The sequence below is a fragment of the Clostridium acidisoli DSM 12555 genome (assembly GCF_900176305.1).
In the GTDB taxonomy this organism is placed as follows: domain Bacteria; phylum Bacillota; class Clostridia; order Clostridiales; family Clostridiaceae; genus Clostridium_I; species Clostridium_I acidisoli.
The window spans coordinates 53,500-77,338 of record NZ_FWXH01000004.1 but is presented as its reverse complement, the minus strand read 5'-3'; the positions used below and the strand labels follow the sequence as shown (position 1 = coordinate 77,338).

The window sequence follows — 23,839 nt, the reverse complement described above, 5'->3', positions numbered from 1 at the left end:
ATAAACTTCTACTCTTCACTATTGTTAAATTGATTAAAATACATATTATAATATTTGCCTTTTTTATTTATAAGCTCTTCATGATTTCCTATTTCCATAATCTGCCCATCATCAATTACCATTATTTTGTTAGCATCTCTAATAGTACTTAGTCTATGCGCTATAATAAAGCTAGTTCTTCCGTCCATTAACTTAAGCATTGCTTCCTGTATTTTTAGTTCTGTTCGAGTATCTACACTACTTGTGGCCTCATCTAATATTAATATAGATGGATTTGTTAAAATTGCCCTTGCAATAGCTAGAAGTTGTCTTTGCCCTTGGCTAAGATTACTTCCACTTTCAGAAAGTACTGTTTCATAACCTTTGGGAAGCCTTTTTATGAACTCATGTGCATTTGCCATTTTAGCAGCATTTTCAATCTCATCATCATTAGCATTAAGATTTCCATACTTTATGTTTTCTTTTATTGTTCCCGTAAATAGATACGTATCCTGTAAAACTATACCAAAGCAATTTCTAAGACTGTCCCTTGTATAATTCCTTATATCCACGTCATCAAGATATATATTGCCAGCAGTAATATCATAAAATCTTGTAAGTAAATTTACAATTGTAGTCTTTCCTGCTCCAGTTGGACCTACAAGTGCTATGCTTTCACCTGGTTTTGCTTCAAAATTAATATTTTTAAGTATATCTACGTCTTTCCTATATCCAAAGTATACATTATCAAATCGGACATGACCTTTAGGTGCATTAAGCTCTTTAGCATTTTCTACATCTGCTCTTTCGTCCTCTTGATCTAATATATCAAATACTCTTTCTGCACCTGCTACTGCCGATTGAAGGGTATTAAATATACTTGCGATGTTGTTAAGAGGTCTTACAAATTGTCTTGAATAGCTCAAAAAGCTAGCAATTACTCCTACTGTTATCATGCTATTTACTGCAAGTACTCCGCCTACACCTGCTACTGCTGCAAAGCCAATATTATTTATTACATTCATAATTGGCATTAAAAAACCAGAAAATATTTGTGCCTTTAATCCAACTTCACATAAAGCTTCGTTTATCTTGTCAAATTCTTCTACAGTTTTGCTTTCATGGCTAAAAGCCTTAACAATATGGATTCCAGATATAGTTTCCTCAATATGTCCATTAAGTTTTCCAAGCTCTGCCTGTTGCCCTTTAAATAGCTTTCCTGTTTTCTTTGCAATATTTCGTGTTAGCAAAAACACTAATGGTACTGTTATTAAACTCGCTAAGGTTAATAGAGGACTTAATATTAGCATAATAAAGAATGATCCAATTACAGTTATAACACCTGACATAAGCTGAATAGTTGCTTGAGAAATAGTTGAACTTACATTGTCTATATCATTTGACAGCCTACTCATAATATCCCCATGACTATTTGTATCAAAAAAAGCTACTGGAAGCTTTTGCAACTTAAAAAACAGCTTATTTCTCATTCCTTTAACTATTCTCTGACTGGAACTAGCCATTGCAAAACCTTGAAATAGAGTTATTCCTGCATCTACTAAATATGAAAGTAGAAGGGTTAAGACAGTTATAGTTAAAAGACTAAAGTTAACCTTGTTTCCTTTACCAGACATTGCATCAATAGAACGTCCAATTAAATATGGCCCTAAAAGACAAACTAAAGAATCAACTATTGTAAATATAAATATTATTATAAAAGTCTTTCTTTCAGCACCAAAATAACTCCAAAGCCTTCTTATGGTGCCTTTAAAATTCTTAGGTTTTTCCACTGGTCCCATATTTCTTCTTCTGCCTCTAGCTCCTTGAAATGGCATATTCATATTTTCTGGTGTTTTATATTTGTTATCTGCCATTTATACCATCTCCTTTCCGATTTGAGAAAGGAAAATATCTTTATAAACATCACAACTTTTTAAAAGCTCATCATGCTTTCCTATTCCTTTTATTTCTCCATTATCTAAAACTATAATTTTATCTGCCCCCATTACTGACGTTATTCTTTGAGCAATTAAAATACAAGTTATATCTTTAGAATATTTCTTTAAATTTTCTCTTATTCTTACTTCTGTATCAGTGTCTACTGCACTAGTAGCATCATCAAGAATTAGTATTTCTGCTTTCTTAATAAGTGCACGTGCAATGGATAAACGCTGCTTTTGTCCACCAGAAAAATTAACACCGCCTTGTCCTATTCTTGCATTATAACCCTCTGGAATTTTCTCTATAAAGTCATAGGCTTCAGACACTTTAGTTGCCTCTTCAATATCAAAAAATTCAGCGTTTTCACTTCCCCATTTCATATTTTCTTCTATAGTACCGGAAAACAGTAACGCCTTTTGTGGAACTACGGCTATTTTCTTTCTTAAGTCTTCAACTTTTAAATTTTTGACATTCATTCCATTAACCTTCACTTCTCCACTTAAGCAATCATAAAATCTAGGAATTAAATTAACAAGTGTACTTTTTCCTGAACCTGTTGAACCAATTATTCCAACAGTTTCTCCTTTACTGCAACTAAACGATATATCTTTAAGGACAGGTTCCTTTTCTTTATTATACGAAAAATATACATGTTCAAAATCTATGCTTCCTTTAATTTTAGTATTGTCTAAACTGTGCTTTCCATTAACCATACTGCTTTCTTCAGCAAAAACTTCTCCTATACGTTCTGAAGATGCTCTAGCTCTAACAAACATTGTAAATACATTAGTAACCATCATAAGTGAAAATAATATTTGAGTCATATAATTTGTAAATGCAATTATTTCCCCTACATGCATAGTTCCTTTATTAACATTTATGCCACCTATCCATATAACTAACACTATTCCTAAATTCACCATAAGTGCAATTGCTGGCGTAAAAACAGAAGTTATTTTCATAGCTACTGTAGAGGTGTTTGCTAATATATCATTCTTTTCCTCAAACCTTTGTATTTCAAAATCAAATCGATTAAAAGCTTTAACTACCCTCACCCCAGATAAATATTCACGTATAGTTGCATTAACATTATCAATTGATTTTTGCATTTTAATGAAGTAAGGATATCCAAGTCTCATATTAATGTATATGAGAATAGCAACAACAGGAACAATAGCAAATAAAATAACTGAAAGCCTCAAATTCAGTTTAGCAGCCATTATTATGCTTCCAATACCTACTAGTGGAGCTTTTACAAATATTCTCATCAATCCATTTACAAAATTTTGTACCTGTGTTACATCATTAGTAAGTCTAGTAACTAATGATCCACCTTCAAATTTATCAATGCTTTCAAAGGAAAAACTCTGAATTTTTTTGAATAAATTTGATCTAAGCTCTGTTCCAAATTTTTGAGATACATTACTTGATACTACATTTCTAATAGATGCAGCTATTGCACCAATAGCTGTAACAAGAAGCATTACTCCTCCCAATTCTATAACGTAATTCAAATTTTTGTTTGCAACCCCAATGTCAACAATCTTCGACATGATGGTTGGCTGTAACAAATCACAAAAAGCTTCCATCATAACAAAAAATACCGCTGTGCAAAAGCCTTTGCCATATTTATGAATATATACTTTAAAATAACCCAAAATAAAATGTCCTCCTATTCTAATATACCTTCTATTTATTTCTTGAGGATGCTTTAAGTGAATTTGACATTACAAGTGACATTACAACACATATAATTGATAGAACTACAAATATAAGTACCAATGAATGTATTCCATAATTAAGTGATTCTTTAACTTTATCTATGGGAATATTATTGCTTAATTTACCTGAACTATATAAATTACTAGCATTTACATTTATAATGTTAAGTTTGCCTAGATATTTTGATATATTTAAGTTAAATATCACACCAAATCCAGCAACGCCAACAGTTTGTCCTATAGTTCTTAACAAGGAATTTGCACCTGTAGCAGCCCCTCTTTTTTCATAATCCACAGCTTCTTGAATTACTATTGTAAGAGTAGTCAATGTTCCACCATAACCAAATCCAATAATAAAAGCATATATAACAACTAGAACCAATGATGATTTTACATTTAGTGTATACATAAGTACAGTACTTATAAAAATAATAAAAGTTGAAATAAAGACAACTATTTTCTCTCCATACTTTTGTATGGTTTTTGATAAAATCCAGGATGATAAAATCCAGGATATAGACATTGATGCTAATGAAATTCCTGATATAGTAGCACTAAATCCCAAAACATTTTGTATGTACACTGGCAAATATACATCTGTTCCTATCAATATAGCGGAAATAAGTAAACTTATAATATTAACAATATTGGTTTGAGTTGAGAAAATATCAAAAGGCATTAATGGATCCTTTGCCCTTTTTTCTGCAATGTAAAACACAATTAACAATACAATTGTACAAATTATTGGAGTTACTATTTTAAAAGAGTATATTTTAGTATTTTCATTAATTGCTAAAATCGTACACAAAAATATTATTATAGAAAAGGATAAAGTCACTATACCTAAATAATCAATAGCGCTTTCTTTTTTTTCAAACTTCTCATCTAAATTTTTTTGAAGAAGTATAATGGAAAAAATTCCAAATGGAATATTTATATAAAATATCCAATGCCAAGACATATAATCAATTAAGAAGCCTCCTAAAAAGGGACCTAGTAGACTAGCTATCCCCCATACAGAACTAATCCATCCCTGAACCTTTCCTCTCTCCTCAACTGCAAAAACATCACCAACTATAGTGTATGACACTGTAAAAATCGCACCAGCACCAATACCTTGAAGTCCTCTAAATAAAATCAGCTCGTACATATTCATGCTTATACCACATAGTGCACTTCCTATTAAGAATATTGAAATTCCTGTAAGCAGTGCAGCTTTTCTTCCATATAAGTCAGCTATTTTCCCATATATTGGTGTTGAAATTGCTGAGGTCAATAAATAAACAGAAAAAACTAAACTTATTTTATCAAACCCATTTAAACTTTTAACAATAGTTGGCATAGCGGTAGTTACAACTGTTCCCTCAACCGCTCCTAAAAACATAGCCACCATTATTGATAGAATTATATTTCTTTTTTTAGTATTCATTTCACGTTCACATACTTTCTTGTAATTTATGTATAAAGTAGCCTTCAAATTCATAGTAGAAAGAAATTGCCAGGTAATATGATTTAAATAATCATTTTCATAAATATCATTATATCGTATAATGATATTTATGAAAAATAAAATTATTAACATTTTAAGAAAGTTACAAGTAGTAAATAAAAAAAGTCCACCAATTGGCAGACTTTTTCCTTTCAATTAAACAGACCTTAAAACTGATATTTTACTTCTATCCACAGGTATACTATCTATAAAATCAACTACATCTTCAGCACTATTAAAATTAATATATTTTCTTTGAGCTCTCTTTATCTCTTCTAATTTTTCATTATTGTTTTTTTCAAGCTCACAAACTACATTGTATATATTTTTTATGTTGTTACAGTATATTCCCAAGTTATACTTTTCAGCAAAGTATGGATTGCCTTCTTCTTGGCCTGGTAGTGCTCCAGTTATAATGAACGGTACATTACATGAAGCTACTTCTAGCATAACGTTTGGACTTGCTCTTGTAAATGCAATATCTGAAGTAATCATTAATTCTTGAATGTTATCTACAAACCCATGAACTTTAACTCTATCCCCATAAATATGAGTTAAAGATAATTCAAGTTTCTTTTTAAGTTGCTTATTTCTACCAGCTATAATATTTACGTTACAATCAAAATTTTTTAAAAGTATATTGGCAACTTTTTTCATATTGCCAACACCTTCTCCACCACTCATAATTAAACAGTTTAATCTTTTTCTATCTTCCTTAGATTGTTTTAAATTTGTTATATTGTTATAATGAAATCTTGATCTTACCGGCAAACCTAATACCCTTATTCTATTGTTAGGAATTCCGTATTGTAAACACTTGTCTTTTGCTTCAACTGTGGGACTTATTATATATTCTGCTCTCTTATCAGCCCAAAGTGGAGATATACTTATAAGATCTGCAATTAGTGTTACAACTGGGATTTTATAGTTGTACTTATCTAATAAATTTATTATTGAACCATTAAAATTAGGATGCACAGATAAAATCAAGTCTGGTTTGATTTCTTCAATTAATTTAATAAATTTTTCTTTAATTGTTATTTCAATTATTTCATTTATTAATTCAGGCTTAACTGAAGATACATCAAATATAAGATCCCATAATCCTTCAGCATTTCTAGTAATAACTCCATAGGATTTTCCTACTGCTATGAGCGGCTTCCCTCCAAGAGAGAACCCGTCTACTACATGAACATTTACATTTTCTCTCATTTTAAATTTTTCACACAAAGCCTCAGTTATACTCTTATGTCCATTTCCAGTATGATTTGAGGAAATAATAAGAATATTTTTTTTCATAATAACGCTCCTCTCAAATAGTCACACAATAACTAACGTTAGTTAAGTTAAGAATTATAAACTTATTGTGTGAAAAAACCTGTGATTATATTCATGTCTATAATATTTTTCATAGTTGAAATGATCTAGCTGGCAGCAACCGTTAACTCAATGCTTGCCGATGTTGAAATCTTATAGATGCTAGCAAATGTATAAATTCACCCCATTGCCCCTTTAATTCAATGAGAATACACATGTAAAAATTCTAATTTAATTTTTCCTTTTCAATTCATTATAAATGTACTAAGTTAAATTTAGATTAAAATTTCTATAATAATAAAGGGTTGTTGAATAATTAATTACTTATTCAACAACCCTTTATTATTAAACCTTTAAGTTTTAGTGTTTTATTCAAATCTCTTCATAAATTGATCTAAATTATTTAATCTTTCATTTATAGTCTCTACATTAGAACTTAATTCTTCTGTTGCAGCTGCTTGCTCTTCACTAACTTCTGCACTTTCATTAACAGCTTTAGCAATCTTTTCAACTGAAGAATTCATATTATCAATAATCATCTTTATGTTAGATACGGATTCCTTGCTCTGTTTAGCAAGTTTTCTTACTTCAGTAGCTACTACTGAAAATCCCTTTCCATGTTCACCTGCTCTTGATGATTCTATAGCTGCATTAAGACCAAGTAAATTAGTTTGATCTGCTATGCTTTTTATTAAATCAAGTACTTCTGAAGTTTGTTTTGCTGTTTCTATAGTTTCTCTTGCAAGTTCTATAGCCTGTTGTCCTGATTGGGCATATTTAACAGAGGAGTTGGCCATTTGTGTTATACTATCTTTTACTTGAGAAGTTGATTCTAATATCTCCTTTACATTAGAAGCCAGCTTTTTAGTATCTTCAACATCAATTCCGTTGCTTATTGTACCAATAATTCTGCCGTCTGAATTTTTTATAGGTACCACTATAACTTTTAGTTCTTTTCCTAAGACGTCAGCTGGAAGATCACCTTTTTCTATGTTTCCACTTCTTATAGAAGCTTTTATATTATCCACTACATCCGTTCCATACTGCACTCTTAAGTCAAAACCTTCAGCTGGTTCGTAACTAATATATTTTTTCAAATCTGACAGACCAAATGCCATATCATCTCTAACCAGTTTATTAAGATAAGGCATTACAACTGAAAATGCCCTTAGTATTTCATCATCGTTTAATTTCTCGTTAAAATATTCCTCATAGTCCAAAATATAACCCTCCTCATTACAAGAAATTTAAAATATTCTTGCTTATACCATATATTTCGGGTTTTTCACCTATTACTTTATACGTTAATAAACACTTAGTATTTTTTAATTTTTAAAACTATGAACTGGTGATGGTATTCTTCCACCTCTAGCTATGAAATCTTCACTTGAAAAATCACTTACCTTCATTATTGGAGCCTCACCTAAAAGTCCACCAAATACAGCCTTATCTCCAAGACCTTTACCATATACAGGTATTACCCTTACAGCTGTTGTCTTATTGTTAATAACTCCTATAGCAACTTCGTCCGCAATAATACCAGAAATTGTTGATGCTGGTGTGTCTCCAGGTATAGCAATCATATCAAGTCCAACTGAGCAAACACAAGTCATAGCTTCTAGTTTTTCAATATTTAATGCTCCTGCTTCTACAGCCTTTATCATACCCTCATCTTCACTAACAGGTATGAAAGCTCCACTAAGCCCACCTACATGTGATGATGCCATTATTCCACCTTTTTTAACTGCATCATTTAACATAGCAAGTGCTGCTGTAGTTCCATGACATCCACACATTTCAAGACCCATTTCTTCAAGTATTCTAGCAACACTATCTCCAACAGCTGGTGTAGGTGCAAGTGATAAATCAACTATTCCAAAAGGAACATCAAGTCTCTTTGAAGCTTCATTAGCTACTAGTTGACCTGCTCTCGTTATCTTAAATGCAGTTTTCTTAATTGTTTCTGCAACTACATCAAAACTTTCTCCTTTGACGTTTTCTAATGCTGATTTTATAACTCCAGGACCACTTACTCCAACATTAATTACGCAATCAGCCTCTCCAACGCCGTGAAATGCTCCAGCCATGAATGGATTGTCTTCAACAGCATTTCCAAATACAACTAGTTTAGCACATCCTATGCTTTCTCTTTCTCTAGTAAGATATGCTGCTCTTTTTATTATTTCTCCCATATCTCTGACAGCATTCATGTTTATTCCGACTTTAGAATTTCCAACATTTACAGATGAACATACAAGGTCTGTAACTGCTAATGCTTCTGGAATTGAATTTATAAGTATCCTATCTCCAGGTGTGCAGCCTTTATGTACTAATGCAGAAAATCCGCCTATAAAGTTTACACCTACAGTTTTTGCAGCCTTATCAAGAACTTTTGCATATTCTACATAGCTAGTATCACTACTGCTTTGTGCCACTAGGGCTATAGGTGTTACAGAAATTCTTTTATGTATTATTGGTATTCCAAACTCAGTTTCAATTTGTTCACCAATTTTAACTAAATTTTCAGCTTTTCTAACAATTTTATCATATATTTTTTCCCTTGACCTTGCTCCATCCCCATCAGCACAATCCAATAAAGATATACCCATGGTTATGGTCCTAATGTCAAGTTTTTCTTTTTCAATCATCTTAATTGTTTCTATTATACTTTTGTTATCAATCATATTTATTCTCCTAATCTATATGTTTATTATAATTCATGCATAGCTTTAAACAAATCTTGTCTTTGAAGCTTTATAGTTACTCCAAGTCTCTTAGCTTCTTCTCCAATTTCATCATTTAGCTGTTTAAAATCAACTTCTTTTTCCCCTAAATCCACTAACATAATCATTGTAAAATAATTTTGTAAAAGTGTTTGATTTATATCCATTACATTAACTTTATTTTTTGCTAACACAGTTGTGATACCTTGAATAATACCAACTTTATCTTCTCCAATTACAGTTATAAATGCTTTCATTTACCTTTTCCTCCTAAATAATATTTTACCAATATTTCCCTAATAAATTAATAAAAAAGAGACTAAAAAAATTAGTCTCTGAAATACAAACAAATAAAGCAAAAGAGCACTAATTGCTATAACACTTATAGCATATACCCATTTCTTTAAAAATGTCTCTGTTCTTTTACCTGAGAGTTTCACTAAAAATTAGTTTTCCCCTTCGGTGCTCTTTTGAGTCTCTCCAGAGTTTCGTCCAATAACGGTTTATAAATTCCACTATCTTCATTCGAAGTATTAAGTTATTAAAGATATTCTAACACAATACATTTGTACTAATCAATGTAAAATTAATCTTTATTTATGAATTTTATTGCATAATTAATAATTTATTGTCTGTTTTAGACTATTGATTAGTTTTTCTGGATCATCTGATTTCATAACAGATGACATAACTGCTATGCCCTGAGCCCCACTTTTTATAACTTCTAAAGCATTTGATAAATCAATACCACCAATTGCAACTACAGGTATATTTACATTTTTAGTTATCTCCTCTAAAAATTTAAGCCCTCTGCCTTCAAGTCCTTTTTTACATTCAGTATTATATATGTGGCCTGCAAGAATATAGCTTGCATCCATTAGATTTACTATTTTTGCTTCCTCTACTGAGTGTATAGATACTCCCTTTATGCTCTCACAAGCCTGACTAAAGTTTAAAAAGTCATTATAACTCAACTGTATTCCCTCTGCTTTTGCTATAATACTAACCTCATAATTACCATTAATAATAATTGGAATATTTCCATTTGTAGCCTCTTTAATAGCAATTGTAAGTTTGTACAATTCTTCTTTATTTAAATCTTTTTCTCTTAAAATTATCGCATCCGCCCCACCACGAACGCATGCCTTAGCTACTCTACATAAATCGCCATCTGGAATAAGTTTTCTATTTGTTACAATAAATAGTTTTCCTTTCATATCTATCTACTTCCAATCTTTTTTAGGTTAGTGAATAATAATTTTATGTTTATTCATAATATAAAGAAATTGCGAAGCAAAGTGAAGGGTTTTAACGATTGCTTCGCAATTTCTAACTATTATGATTTAACTTCAGCCTCCACCTACAAACCTTATAATCTCAACCTTTGACTCCGTTGATAATTTTTTTGTTTCAAAATCATCTTTTGATATAATTTCAAGGTCAACTTCAACAACAATTCTGTCCTTATCAATATTAAGTTCCTCCAATAATCTCTCAACGTTTATGCCATTTGGAAAATCTTTTTTTTCACCATTAATAATCAAAACTATAACACCACCTTCTGCATTTTAGTATTTATGATATTTTCAAAAATGAACATTCTAAAATTTATATATTAAGTTCCTCATTATTAAGTATTTTCTTCATGGTCCTAGCCGAGCACATCTTTCCACACATAGTACAAGTGTCTTGGTGTTCTGGTGATGATTCTGCTCTATACTTACGTGCTTTTTCACTATCAATAGCAAGACTAAACATTGCCTCCCAATCTAAATCTGCTCTTGCCTTACTCATGGCATTGTCCCAATTTCTTGCTCCCTTTATCCCTTTTGCAATATCACCTGCATGGGCTGCAATTCTAAATGCAATTATACCTTCCTTCATATCCTCAATAGATGGAAGCCTCAAATGTTCCGCTGGTGTGACATAACATAAAAAATCTGCTCCACTTGAAGCTGCTATAGCTCCTCCTATTGCAGCCGTTATGTGATCATAACCCGGTGCAACATCTGTAACTAATGGTCCTAAAACATAAAATGGTGCTCCATGACATAATTTCTTTTCCAAAAGCATGTTAGCCTTGATTTCATTTAATGCCATATGTCCTGGACCTTCTATCATAACTTGTACATTTCTTTTCCATGCTCTTTTAGTTAGTTCTCCTAATGTTATTAGTTCCTTAATTTGAACAGCATCAGTAGCATCTTCTATACATCCTGGTCTACACGCATCTCCTAATGATATTGTTATATCATATTTTTCACATATATCTAAAAGTCTATCATAGTGCTCATAAAATGGATTTTCTTCTTTATTAAGTTCCATCCATGCAAACAAAAGACTTCCACCTCTTGATACAATACTTGTTAATCTTGGATTTTCCTTAATTACTCTTGCTGTTTCTCTGTTAAGTCCTGCATGTATAGTCACAAAATCAACACCATCTTGACCATGTTTTTCTACAACCCTAAAAAAGTCATCAACTGTTAAATCCTTTAACTGCTTATTGTTAAAACCAATGGCATCATACATTGGAACTGTCCCTATCATTGCTGTAGACATCCCAATTACATCTTTTCTTAAAAGTTCTGTTTTTCCATAATTAGATAAATCCATTATAGCATCGGTTTTCATTTCAATAGCGAGTTTAACTTTTTCAAGTTCTTTTTCAATGTTGCAGCAATCCTGTGATATACCTAAATTTACATTTATTTTTGTCTTTAGCCCTTCTCCTACCCCTTCAGGATTTAGTGATTTGTGATTTTTATTTGCTGGAATTACTACCTTTCCTTCTGCAATAAGTTCAAGCAAATCCTTCTCAGCCATATTTTCTTTTTTCGCAACAATTTTCATTTCATCTGTTACAATGCCTTTTTTAGCAGCATCCATTTGAGTTGTATACTTCATTTAACATTACCTCCATATTTTTAATAATATAAAAAACGACCAAATGTAGAGACTACACTTGGTCGTTATCTTAAAGACTTAAATAAAAAAACTTGCAAAAAGCAAGCATATTTTAAAATAAAACCTATGCTTCCCTACGGTGGTCTTAACCACATCAGGTTCGTAGAGTTAGGAAAAATCCTTCTCAGCCTTTCGGCACCCCTAGCAACTATTTATTATTTAATTATTAAGTTGATTATACAATAAAAAAAATCAATTGTAAAATATCTATTTTATAATTTTAACCTTTCTTGCCTTTTCTATTGCCTCTATTCTGTTATTTACTTGCAGCTTTGAGTATATATTTATAATATGAGTTTTTACTGTTGAGACAGATATGCAAAGTCTCTCACCAATTTCCTTATTTGAAGCTCCTGTGGAAAGCTCAGTGATAACATCTACTTCACGTTTACTTAGAATTCCCTCCTCATTATTATGAGTTTTAGAATTAATTATACTTCTAAGAAATTCTCTTTCATCACTGCTCATATTGTTATATCTTTCTAAAAGCAATATTGATAATGGTTCTATTAGCTTCTTCCCCTCAAATATAAATGGAGCAAATATCTGGTTGTCAGCAGCATAATATATTGCTTCTCTAAGATGATTCAATATTTCCCTCTTATTTGTATTAAAGTCTTCTAAAAGTATTACCACATTTAAAATAGATGCATATATAATCTCCATTACTAACTTTTCTTCTCTTGCCTTTTTTAATACTTCATGAACAATTTGAAGTGCTAAATCCATTTTTCCTAACATATATTGTGCTCTGCAATATACAATTTTATCATCTAAACGCCTGCTCTTAGTATTAGAATTGTTCTCATAAAACATCACTGCCTGCTTCAATTGTTCTTCTCCTAAAAGTTGTAAATACAATAGATATTTAAATATAATAAATTTATAAACGCTATTCTCTAGATGTTCATCTAAATTAAAAATTTTTTCTATAATTTGCCTTGCCTGCTCCTTCTCTCCTCTTAGTATCTTAAGTTCCATAATGTTGTATTCATATCCAAAGGTTAGCTCAGCATTGCTTGTATCAATTGCTTTACCTGCTATCTCTAAATATCTTTCTGCTTCGTCCAATTTATTCATTTTAATATATGTTCCAGCAATTGCAATGTAGGTATTTACTTTTAGTGAAGCTAAAACTATAAAATCTTCATGCATTTTAAATACTCTTTTATATATTAGAAGTGCATCTTTAAGCCTTCCAAGTTCTTCTAATAATTGTGCTCTAAATGTAAGTACAAAGTATCTAATGTAGATATTATCCATGTCTTTTTCAATATCTAATACATAATTATTGCACTGAAGTGCCTCCTCATATCTATCGTCAAGTCTTAAAAACATAGAACTTATTATATGAATTATTGCTTTAGTAACATTACTTAAATTCATATTTTTAATTTCTTCTGACTTTAAAGGTTCTACTTTTATGGCATCCTTAAAATTATTGCTTACTAACGCTATTGAAAATTCCAATATTTTAGTTGAAAAATCATCCTCAACTATATTTTTTAACTTGTATAACACATCTTTGCACTCACTTAATTCCATATTACAAAAATAATAAAAAATTCTTTGGAACATCATATCACGGTTTTTAGCAATATATTCTAGTGGGATCTTTTTTAAAAATGTCCATCCCTTAGGATTTTGCCCTATGTTCTCAATTAAAAGCAGTGCTTTTTCATATTCCTTTATTATCATAAGATGACTTAAACTTTCTTCTAAATCTCCTATATCTTCATAAATTTTATATGCTTGTAAATGAAAGTTTTCTCTTTCCTTATAACTTAGTTTACAAAATTGAAGTTTTAAAAATTCTTTAAATATAGAATGATACCTGTACTTGCCTCCACCTATATTTACAATAAACATATCACTATCTATAAGTTTATTTATAAGCTCATTACTATTATCTATTTTTAGAAGTTTATTAGCTATATCCATATTAAAATAACTTAACGTTGAAGTTTTTATTAAAAACTCTTTTTCATCATCTTGTATAGACTCTAATATTTCTCGTGACAAATAATCTATCATATATTTATTTAATGTTCTAATGTTTCCTATTACTTTATTGTTACTTTTATTTATTGCAATAGTAATAAGTTGTAGTCCACCAATCCAACCTTCTGTAGATTTTAATATATTGCTCATAGCTTCTTCATCAAGTTCCATACTTACAGTTTCACTTAAAAATGCCCTCTCTTCATCTTGTGAAAATCTAAGTTCGCTGTCTTCTATCCTAAGAATTTTATCCTTCATTAAAAGTTCACTTAAATGAAGTGTTGGTTCATTTCTTGTAATGATGATTATATGAATATTTTCTGGGAAATACTTTATAAAATAATTTAATGTATCTACTAATTTTTTTTGTTTTATATATTGAAAATCATCTAATACAATTATAAATTCACCTGATTTACATAGATTATTTATAAGCAATGTCAATATATCATAAATATCATTTTCCTTTATGAGAGCCTCAAAATATTGTAAAATATTTTTACTATCATCTATAATATAATCCTTTATTCCTTCTAAAAAATAAGCCCAAAAGGAATATATATCATTATTGTCTTCATCTAATGTAATCCATACTACCTTAGATAACCTGTTTTCTTTTATAAAAGACGATACTAGTGTAGTTTTACCACTTCCAGCATTTCCTTTAACAAGTATTATTTTGTTATTAAACACTTCATTTAGTTTTCTTAAAAGCTGTTCTCTTTTTACATATTTATTTCTTGGAATTGGCATATTAAATTTTGTAGATATGAACTTTATACTATTTTCCATCTAATCCTCCACTAAAAGTATCCCCTAACAGCTTAGCCTTCTCTAAATTTCTTTGCAGCTTCCACTCTATTAGAAACTCCAATCTTAGAATAAATATTAATAATATGGGTTTTAACTGTGGCTACAGATATACATAAAGTTTCTGCTATTTCTTTGTTAGAAGCTCCACTAGCTAAAACTGTAAGTACTTCCTTCTCTCTTTCACTGAGCATTTCAGTTTTATATTCCTTATTCATATACATTAAAACTTCATTTAAAAAATCTTTTTCTTTTTGATTTATACTATTGCTTTTCTCATTTTTAAAATTCAGTAATAAATTTTCTAAGCCTTCACCTTCTAAAATATATACATCTATGATTTTATTTTCATAGCTGTAGTATATTGCTTCCTTTAATAGATTAAAGATTTCTCTTTCATTACTTTTTAATTCATCTTTTAATATTTGAATTTTCAAAATTATGGCTTGTATCAATCTCGGTTTTACATGGTATTTTCTTAAAACTTCTAAAACTTCATTTATAACCTTTAAAGCTTTTGCCTTTTTCTTTAAACAAATTAGAGCTTTTGCATATGTTATTTTATCCCATATAAATAATTTTTCTTTACTTTCACATTGAATTACAAAGCTTTGGAGTTGCTGTGTTGTAACATTCTTAGCTGAAATCAATAAGCTTATCACTGCTGCATGATAAACAAACTGTTTACTTTCAACAAAAAAATAAAGTCTATCTATCATTTTTTTTATTTCCCTATAATCTTTAGTAGCTATTTTATATGCAATTAAATTACCATTATATGCTGCTTCCAGTCCTAAATTGCTTATGTACATTGCACCCTTTGCTTTTTTTAAGTATTCCTCTGCTTTCTCAAGTTGAAATCTTCTTAAATATATACCAATTATACCTATGTAAGCATTTACCTTAATTTTTTCCAGTATAGGATATTTTTCATACATTTTAAATATTTCTTCGTATATTTTTTCAGCTTCATTAAGATCACCAAAATCTTCTTTAATTTGAGCTTTTTGAAATAGGCAAAAATATCTAATGTATGGATTTTTATAATTTTTTTCAATGTTAATTATTTTTTTAATTATAACATCTGCATCTTCATAGTTATCATATAAAGCTAACAGAGAGGACATAACTAAAAGAATTGCTTTGGAAACATCACTAATATTGAGTTTATCTATTTCTTCAAAAATCTCTACATCAAATTCTAACAAATCATTCTCACCAAAATTAATTTGTGACTGTTGCAAAGTAAACTTTAATACTCTTTTCATATCATCGTAATCTTTTCTCATACATACTTTATCATATATATCCTTGCATTTATCTATTTCTCCATTGCAATAATGATGGAAAAATTTCTCCACCATGAGACTTCGATTTTCTAATATAAATTCTATTGGAATTTTATTTAAAAAAGGCCAACCTTTTTGATTTTCACCAAACTGTTCAATTATTTTAAGTGACCTTTCATATTTCCCTATAGCTAAAAAATGATTTAAACTTTCTTCCAAATCATATAATTCTTCAAAAATCTCTCCTGCTTTTATGTGTATAACTTCAATGGTTTTCTTATCATTTTTCATCAATTCATGCTTTAAGAACTCGGAAAAAATATTATGATATCTATAAATTTTTTTATCTTCATCTATATTAATTAAAAATAAGTTTTTATCTAGAAGTGCATTTATAATTTCACCTGAATCAGAAATATTTAAAAGTTTATTACAAATTTTTTCATCAAAATAGCTTAAAATGGAAGTATTAATTAAAAAATTTCTTTCTTCCTCTGTAAGAGCAGTTAATATTTCTTTGGATAAGTATTCTACCATATATTTGTTCACTATATTAACTTTACTTATATTTTTGTTATTTGATGCCAAAGCAATTAACTGAAGACCGCCAACCCAGCCTTCAGAAAGCTTATTTATTTTATTTATAAATTCATTATCAAAATTTACTTTAAGAGTATTTTTAATAAAAGCTTCACTTTCCTCTTCAGAAAATTTAAGCTCTTCTTCATTAATTTCGAGAAGCCTGCCCCTCATAATTAAATCACCAAAATATATTGGAGCTTCTTCTCTAGATAACAAAATAAAGTGTACATTATCCCCACTGTATTTTATGAAATATTCAATAGTTTCAAGTAAATATCTATTCCTAATATTGTGAAAATCATCAAAAATCATTACTATTTCTTCATCAGTATAAATAAAATTTATAAGCATTGTTACTAAACTCTCAATATCTTCTTTGCTTAACATAATTTTAGAGAAATGAAATACTTCCTCACTATTTACAATGCTGTCTTTAATGGCTTCCAAAACATAATACCAAAAGGAAAATAAATCATCATTGCCTTTATCTAAACTAATCCATTTAATCTTTTCAAAGTTTTTTTCTTTTATAAAGGATGTCACTAGCGTCGTTTTACCACTAGCGGCTGCTCCTTTAATCAAAGTAACTTTATAATCCAAAATATTTTCAAGCTTTGAACTAAGCTTTTCTCTCTTTATATAATTTTTTCTTGGTACAGGCATTTTTAACTTTGTAGATATGAACTTTATATCCTTTTCCATTTCATCACCCTACATTAATTGTATACTAAATTAACCGTCAATATCAATATTTGCCTTCACTATACCTCCTATTGCAAATTACTGATCCTATAATAAACAATATAATTGAAAGGGCAAAAATATATATAAGTTGCCCGCTATAATTAGACATTGCACTTTTATTTTCAATTCCCTGAACTAGATTTAGATAATTCTTTTGTGGCATAATATCTGTAATTTTGTCTAAAACATTATTTTTATTGGTAAAGGAATAAAAACAACCTGCTAGTATTGAAGATAATGTGATAATAAGAGTTGACATCATGGAACTATCATCAGTATTTTCAATAGCTGTACTCATAAAAAATCCAAAGGCTGTTGAAATAAGGGTTAGAATTGCTAGCAAGTATGCATACTGAAAATAGTTAAAACCAATATCCACCTTTAAGATTTGCTTCTCCACAACTAACACAATAAAAGTAGGTATATAAATTATGAAAAAATTAAAAATACATTGTGCTAGCAAATAGCTTTTCATTGATATGGGTGAAATTAAAACTCTTTTAAAAGTTCCATTAATTTTATCTTCAGAAAAATACCTCATAAATATTGTGCCTTCCATAAGTACAAACATAGTTAAATATCCTAAAATGTTTGTGCCTGCTTTTCTAGTTCCGCCAGAGCTAAAACTTATAGACCTTTTACCTTGTAGTGCTTCTTCAATAGATTTTTTAAAGTCATCACCTTTGTACGTAACTACGTCAAAGTTACCTTTTTCTTTATCCATTACTATAGCATCATACTTTCCCATTACTAAGTCCGATTTTTGTGGTGCCTTTTTCATAACATTAACATTTATATATTTTGATGTCACATCAAATTTATTTGAATTTGTAACTAACGCAATATTTCCTTTAATTTGAAACTTTGAAGTGAAATACACTGCTAAAAGTATAGTTGCAATAGTTATTACTAAAACACTTATAACATAACTCTTATCATTTTTTAATCTTAATATATTATTTTTAATTACTCTTGACATTACACATAATCCTCCACTTTAAAAGTTAATTTACATCCAATTAAAAATATTATTGTTAATGCAATTAATATTATTACTGTAGGCTGAAAATAACTAAAATCCTTATCATAAATAATTTTAAATATTCCTTCATTTACCCATTTTGCAGGTGATATACATGATATTTTTTCTACAGTTTTTCCAAGACTAGCAATTGGGAAAAATGCACCACCAATTATAGAAAAAATATTTAAAAATGGACTGAGTGTCTTATTGGCTAATTGTTCACTTTTAAATATGCAGCAAAAAAGAATTCCAATTGTACAAGACAAAAGATTGAAAAGTTCTAATAATATAATTACATATACTATATTTTCTCCACCATAATTTACATTGAGACAAAGCTTTAAAATTGCCATTGAAGCTAAAATGCAAGCCGATGAAAACACAAAAGTTGCTGCTATTTTTGACATATAAATGCTTGATGGATTTATTGGCGAATACATTATTCTTAAATTACTGGACTTCACCCTTTCTTCCATAAAACTATTTGCAGCTGTCATTGCAACATACAAAACGGTAAATATTATAAGGCTTACACCATAATAATCATAGGAAGTAACACTCCCCCCTTCATAGTTTCCACTAGTTAAATAGCCTAAAATTAATACCATAAGAAAAGGGAATAGGGTATTATAAATTACTAGCATTGGACTAAGTGTTAAATTTTTCAAATCTCTTTTAAATACTGTAATAAAGCTCATAACATATCCTCCCTAATCTCTTAAAGTTCTTCCTGTTAAATTTAAAAACACCGTTTCAAGACTAGCTACTACACTAGTAATGTTATTTATTTTTACATTTTTGTTCATTAATAAAGTTATTAACTTATCTAAATTTTCCACGCCCTTTAGTGTTGTTATTTCCACATTACTCTCGCTTACCTCAACTTTTTTTACACCTTCCACTTTGAAAAATTCATCTTTATTTAAATCTCCTAAATTCTCTACCTCAACGTTATAAATTTTTTCATCCTCTAGTTTGGCTTTCAGTTCCTCTTTTGTTCCCATTGCTATCATTTCACCATGATCAATTATTATTATCCTGGTGGATATTTCTTCGACTTCTTCCATGTAGTGAGTAGTGTATATTATTGTAGCTCCACTCTCTTGCAATTTTTTTATGGAATCTAAAATATGATTTCTAGATTGGGGATCTATTCCAACAGTTGGTTCATCCATAATTATAACTTTGGGATTGTGAGCTATGGCACAAGCTATATTAAGTCTTCTTTTCATTCCACCAGAAAAAGTTATCGGCTTATCCTTCTTCTTATCCTTAAGCCCTACAAATTCTAATGCTTTATCTGTACATTTAATAAGCTCTTCTCCATGAATTCCGTAAAGAGATGCAAAGAACTTCACATTTTCCTCTGCTGAGATGTTTTCATATATAGCTAAATCTTGAGGTACTATTCCAAGCTTTTTTTTAAAATTTTTAATATTTTTATTTACTTTTTCTCCTTGAAATAAAATTTCACCTTTATCCTGCTTTAATGCCGTTGCTAAAATATTTATTGTTGTGCTTTTACCTGCACCGTTTGGTCCTAAAAAACAAAGTATCTCGCCTTCTTTCACATTAAAGCTTATATTGTTCACAGCTTTTTTCCCCTTATAACTTTTTTCAAGATTTTTTATTTCTATAATTGATTTCATAAAATCACTCCTTTGTTCACATTGTATATCTTCATTATTGAAATAAAATCAACCAGTAGGTTGATTTCTAAGGTTGATTTTTATATTTTCTATATCTTTTTGCATTTTTTTACATTTATATTTAAATTGTAATTGAAATTATTTTGATTTACTGCTATATTTTTATATAATATATAGTTAATATTGGAGTGGTTTTTATATGGGAAAAATAGATCTTGATTCTGAGGCAAAAAAAATTTTATCAGATCTTGAAGACACCAAATACAAAAATTTTATTGATACAATTTCTATAGCTGATGTAGCTTTTAAGTTGTGCAAAAAACTTGGTTATGAAGCCGGGATGTCTCTATCGCTTCTAAGAAAAGGAGAAGCTCTCTCTACACTTAGTAAATATGATGAGGCTCTCCCTAACCTATTTAATTCACTTAAGCTCTCTCAAGCAAATAATATATATGATCTGCAAGTGACTGCTCAAATATGTATTGGCAACATATTGTTTGATTTAGGTGACTATGAAAAGAGTTTTGACTCCTACATGTTAGCACACAAGCTTACTTCATCTTTAAATGAAAATACAAACTATTTTAAAAATTCATCCTTTGAAATGTATTCGGCAAGAACATGTACTGATATTGCTGAAGTTTATAAAGCTCTTGGAGACTATAAAAACGCACTTATATATTATAATGAGGCACAAAGGTTAGATAAACTTGTGGATTATAGTGCAACAATGGGTATATCTCTAAGCAATCTTGGAGATATGAATTATATTAATGGCAATTATAATCTAGCAGAGAATTTAACAATTGAAGCTATAAACTATATGAAACACTACGACTTTAATATAGTTATATCTGAAACTTATAGAATTTTAGCCTCTATTTATGAAAAGAAAGAGGATTATAAAAATTCAAAAAAATACTTTATTAAAGCAATAAATGTGGACAGCTCTAATTCGCATTTATATTATAAGATAGATTCACTCATAGCTTACAGTAGATTCCTAATAAACAGAAAAGATACAAATAATGCATTAGATCACTTAATAAAAGCACTAGACATATCTAAGTCTAACAAAATCACTTCCAAGAGCATGGATATATGTAAGATTATATCAAGTGTATATGAAGATCTTGGTAATACATACGAAGCTTATAATTATTATAAGTTGTATTTTGTTTTTGAAAGTGAGTACAATAAAATCATTAAAAGCAAGAGAGCCAACACCTTGAAAATTAAGACCAAATTACAAAAGCTAGAAAACGAAAAGATAAACATTTTACAGAAAAGCGAAACTTTTAAAAAAAGAACAGAGGAACTTGATCAAACCATAAAAAATATATCTATAATTAGTGCACTTGGTCAACAGATTACCTCAACTCAAGATTTGGACAAGATACTAGAAATACTTGGAACCACAATAAATAATATTATGGATGCAGATAGTTTTGCTCTAGCTCTATACGATGAAGATGAAGAAGTTCTTAAATATGATTATTGTAGTGAAAAAAATATGCCTATAAATATGCCTAATATCAGCGTTAAAAGCAATTCCAGTATAGCTGCTTATTGCCTTAGAAATAATGAATTTATAGTTATAAAGGACATTGAAAATGATTATTCAAAATACGTTAAAAATCCAGACTATCTCTCTGAAAATAAGAGTCACTCTTGGATTGGCTCTGCTATATATTCACCACTTGTAATAGGCACCGTACTCATTGGAATTATAACTGTACAAAGTGCTGGCACAAATGCATTTAATGAGTATAGTATAGAAATGATGAGGGCTTTATCTTCTTATGCAGCAATTGCAGTAAATAATGCTGTTAAGTCTATGAACCTAAAATCTGAAATCAGCAAAAGAAAAAAGGCACAATATGAACTTCAAAAATTAAATAATAAGTTACTTTATTTATCTGAAAATGATAGTCTAACTGGAATTGCAAATAGGCGAAAATTTGATCATGTAATTAATCATGCTTGGAAAAAAGCTAAATTATCTAAAACTAATCTTTCTTTAATTATTTTAGATATTGACTTTTTTAAAGAATTTAATGACAATTATGGTCATCTTCAAGGTGATATCTGCCTTTCCTCTATAAGTAAGGAACTTGTACGCTCTTTACCTAAAAATTATATTGCTGCACGATTTGGTGGTGATGAGTTTGTAATTCTTTTACCTGAAAGTAATATTGATGACACTGAAAACTTTGGAAGAAAACTTATTAAGAGGATAGAAAATTTAAGTATAACACATGCTCATTCAAAGATTAGCAATACAGTTACAGCAACCATGGGTGCAGCTTCTGTTATACCAAAAGAAAATATAACCATAACACAATTTATAAAATGTGCTGATGATGCATTATATGCTGCTAAAATCAAAGGTAGAAATCAGATAGTGGCAGAGGTAATGCTTACACCTTAACCTGTAGTGATCTTATGGCTGGTATTTCGGCATTAAGCAATATGAATCCATAATTTAAATTATGGATTCATACACGTATCTATTTACTTTTGGCTATTATTCCTGGGCATTTACTTCCTCCCATAAACCAATTACACCTTTTACATCCGAAACACTTACTTATAGGTTCTTTTTTTTCAGCTTCATTTACCCATTCTTCATCTACTAAAAGCGCCTTTCCTAAAGCAACAAAATCTGATAATTTATTTTCCACTAGATAATTTGCTTGCTCCGGTGTTTTTATATCATTTACCACTATAACTGGCACCTTTAACTGCTTTTTCATTTCCGTTCCACCATATACTATCCAGTTATAAGCAAAATTTTCAGGTACTTCTATATCATTAGCCTTCGCAGCATTAAATCCAAAAGATACATCTATTAAATCTACTCCTGCACCTTCAAATTCCTTTGCTACTTCAATGGCTTCTTTTAAGCTGCCGTCGTTACTCCCCATTCTTATTGAAATAATGAATTCTTCACCTAATTCACTTCTGATAGCTTCAATTATCTCTGATGCAAACCTAGCTCTATTTTTTGTACTTCCACCATACAAATCATTTCTTTTATTTATTTCTGGTGAAAGGAACTGACTTATAAGGTATCCATGTGCTCCATGAAGCTCTATTCCATCAAACCCAGCCTTTTTAGCTCTTTTTGCTGCATGTATAAAATCTTTTTGTAAGTCATGTATTTCAAAAACTTCAAGTTCTCTCGCTAATATACCATCCTTATCAAAATTTGATGGCGCTACAATATCCTTTGAAGCATCCTTTGAGCTGTTAAGTCCTGCATGATGAATTTGTGCTATAACTTTAGATCCATTTAAGTGACAAACTTCTGCTATTTTACTCATTCCATCAATATAATCATCAGACCAAAATCTGAGTTGTCTCTGTGCTAGCCGTCCATTAGGATTAATACAGACCGCCTCAGTTATTATTAGACCAACGCCCCCCTTAGCCCTCTTTTCGTAGTGCTCTACATGCTCTTTTGTGACAACTCCACTTTCATCTATGTACTTAAAGGTGACCATAGGTGCCATTACTATTCTATTTTTAATTGTATGTTTTTTAATATGAATTTTTGAAAAAATATTGTCCATTTTTTTCCTCCAAAATAATATCTACTAC

The 23,839-nt window shown here is 29.7% G+C and carries 17 protein-coding genes and 2 riboswitches; of the genes, 1 reads left to right on the top strand and 16 read right to left on the bottom strand.

Annotation, left to right across the window (positions count from 1 at the left end; genetic code table 11):
- Window positions 1–8: 8 nt before the first annotated feature.
- The 15 genes from B8978_RS08230 to B8978_RS08160 form a co-directional block, all read right to left on the bottom strand.
- The gene (locus B8978_RS08230; protein WP_084115174.1) at window positions 9–1,853 is read right to left on the bottom strand and encodes an ABC transporter ATP-binding protein; all 1,845 of its coding nucleotides are present in this window, start codon (window positions 1,851–1,853) and stop codon (window positions 9–11) included.
- Complete coding sequence (locus tag B8978_RS08225) at window positions 1,854–3,578, bottom strand: ABC transporter ATP-binding protein (RefSeq protein ID WP_084115173.1); 1,725 nt, start codon at window positions 3,576–3,578, stop codon at window positions 1,854–1,856.
- Between the two features lie 31 nt (window positions 3,579–3,609).
- The gene (locus B8978_RS08220) at window positions 3,610–5,070 is read right to left on the bottom strand and encodes an MDR family MFS transporter (protein ID WP_084115286.1); all 1,461 of its coding nucleotides are present in this window, start codon (window positions 5,068–5,070) and stop codon (window positions 3,610–3,612) included.
- 216 nt (window positions 5,071–5,286) lie between these two features.
- Window positions 5,287–6,429, bottom strand: a complete 1,143-nt coding sequence (locus B8978_RS08215; RefSeq protein ID WP_084115172.1) for an MGDG synthase family glycosyltransferase — start codon at window positions 6,427–6,429, stop codon at window positions 5,287–5,289.
- Window positions 6,430–6,815: 386 nt separating this feature from the next.
- Window positions 6,816–7,667 (bottom strand): methyl-accepting chemotaxis protein, encoded by an 852-nt coding sequence (locus tag B8978_RS08210; RefSeq protein ID WP_084115171.1) that lies wholly within the window; start codon window positions 7,665–7,667, stop codon window positions 6,816–6,818.
- 105 nt (window positions 7,668–7,772) lie between these two features.
- On the bottom strand, window positions 7,773–9,131 hold the full coding sequence (locus B8978_RS08205; protein WP_084115170.1) for a PFL family protein: 1,359 nt from the start codon (window positions 9,129–9,131) through the stop codon (window positions 7,773–7,775).
- Window positions 9,132–9,157: 26 nt separating this feature from the next.
- Window positions 9,158–9,427 carry an ACT domain-containing protein gene (locus tag B8978_RS08200; protein WP_084115169.1) on the bottom strand — a complete coding sequence of 90 codons (270 nt, stop codon included), beginning with the start codon at window positions 9,425–9,427 and terminating at the stop codon, window positions 9,158–9,160.
- 148 nt (window positions 9,428–9,575) lie between these two features.
- Window positions 9,576–9,664: riboswitch (glycine riboswitch) on the bottom strand.
- Window positions 9,665–9,787: 123 nt separating this feature from the next.
- Window positions 9,788–10,387 carry a thiamine phosphate synthase gene (locus B8978_RS08195; protein ID WP_084115168.1) on the bottom strand — a complete coding sequence of 200 codons (600 nt, stop codon included), beginning with the start codon at window positions 10,385–10,387 and terminating at the stop codon, window positions 9,788–9,790.
- A gap of 132 nt (window positions 10,388–10,519) precedes the next feature.
- The gene (gene thiS / locus B8978_RS08190) at window positions 10,520–10,714 is read right to left on the bottom strand and encodes a sulfur carrier protein ThiS (protein WP_084115167.1); all 195 of its coding nucleotides are present in this window, start codon (window positions 10,712–10,714) and stop codon (window positions 10,520–10,522) included.
- A 64-nt stretch (window positions 10,715–10,778) separates the two neighbouring features.
- A complete protein-coding gene (thiC, locus tag B8978_RS08185) occupies window positions 10,779–12,077 on the bottom strand; it encodes a phosphomethylpyrimidine synthase ThiC (protein WP_084115166.1) in 1,299 nt (432 codons plus the stop codon).
- A gap of 114 nt (window positions 12,078–12,191) precedes the next feature.
- A riboswitch (TPP riboswitch) is annotated at window positions 12,192–12,290 on the bottom strand.
- A gap of 54 nt (window positions 12,291–12,344) precedes the next feature.
- Window positions 12,345–14,930, bottom strand: coding sequence for a LuxR C-terminal-related transcriptional regulator (locus tag B8978_RS08180; protein WP_084115165.1), 2,586 nt, complete (start codon window positions 14,928–14,930; stop codon window positions 12,345–12,347).
- Between the two features lie 32 nt (window positions 14,931–14,962).
- The gene (locus tag B8978_RS08175) at window positions 14,963–17,521 is read right to left on the bottom strand and encodes a winged helix-turn-helix domain-containing protein (RefSeq protein WP_084115164.1); all 2,559 of its coding nucleotides are present in this window, start codon (window positions 17,519–17,521) and stop codon (window positions 14,963–14,965) included.
- 43 nt (window positions 17,522–17,564) lie between these two features.
- The gene (locus B8978_RS08170) at window positions 17,565–18,542 is read right to left on the bottom strand and encodes an ABC transporter permease (protein WP_084115163.1); all 978 of its coding nucleotides are present in this window, start codon (window positions 18,540–18,542) and stop codon (window positions 17,565–17,567) included.
- Complete coding sequence (locus B8978_RS08165; RefSeq protein WP_084115162.1) at window positions 18,542–19,285, bottom strand: ABC transporter permease; 744 nt, start codon at window positions 19,283–19,285, stop codon at window positions 18,542–18,544. Before B8978_RS08165 ends, B8978_RS08170 begins: the two co-directional genes overlap by 1 nt.
- 12 nt (window positions 19,286–19,297) lie before the next feature.
- Window positions 19,298–20,236 (bottom strand): ABC transporter ATP-binding protein, encoded by a 939-nt coding sequence (locus B8978_RS08160; protein ID WP_084115161.1) that lies wholly within the window; start codon window positions 20,234–20,236, stop codon window positions 19,298–19,300.
- Window positions 20,237–20,435: 199 nt separating this feature from the next.
- Here B8978_RS08160 and B8978_RS08155 point away from each other — a divergent pair, with 199 nt between their 5' ends.
- Window positions 20,436–22,667 (top strand): sensor domain-containing diguanylate cyclase, encoded by a 2,232-nt coding sequence (locus tag B8978_RS08155; RefSeq protein ID WP_084115160.1) that lies wholly within the window; start codon window positions 20,436–20,438, stop codon window positions 22,665–22,667.
- 79 nt (window positions 22,668–22,746) lie between these two features.
- Here the strand turns inward: B8978_RS08155 and B8978_RS08150 are convergent, their stop codons facing one another.
- A complete protein-coding gene (locus tag B8978_RS08150; protein ID WP_084115159.1) occupies window positions 22,747–23,811 on the bottom strand; it encodes an oxidoreductase in 1,065 nt (354 codons plus the stop codon).
- Window positions 23,812–23,839: the final 28 nt, after the last annotated feature.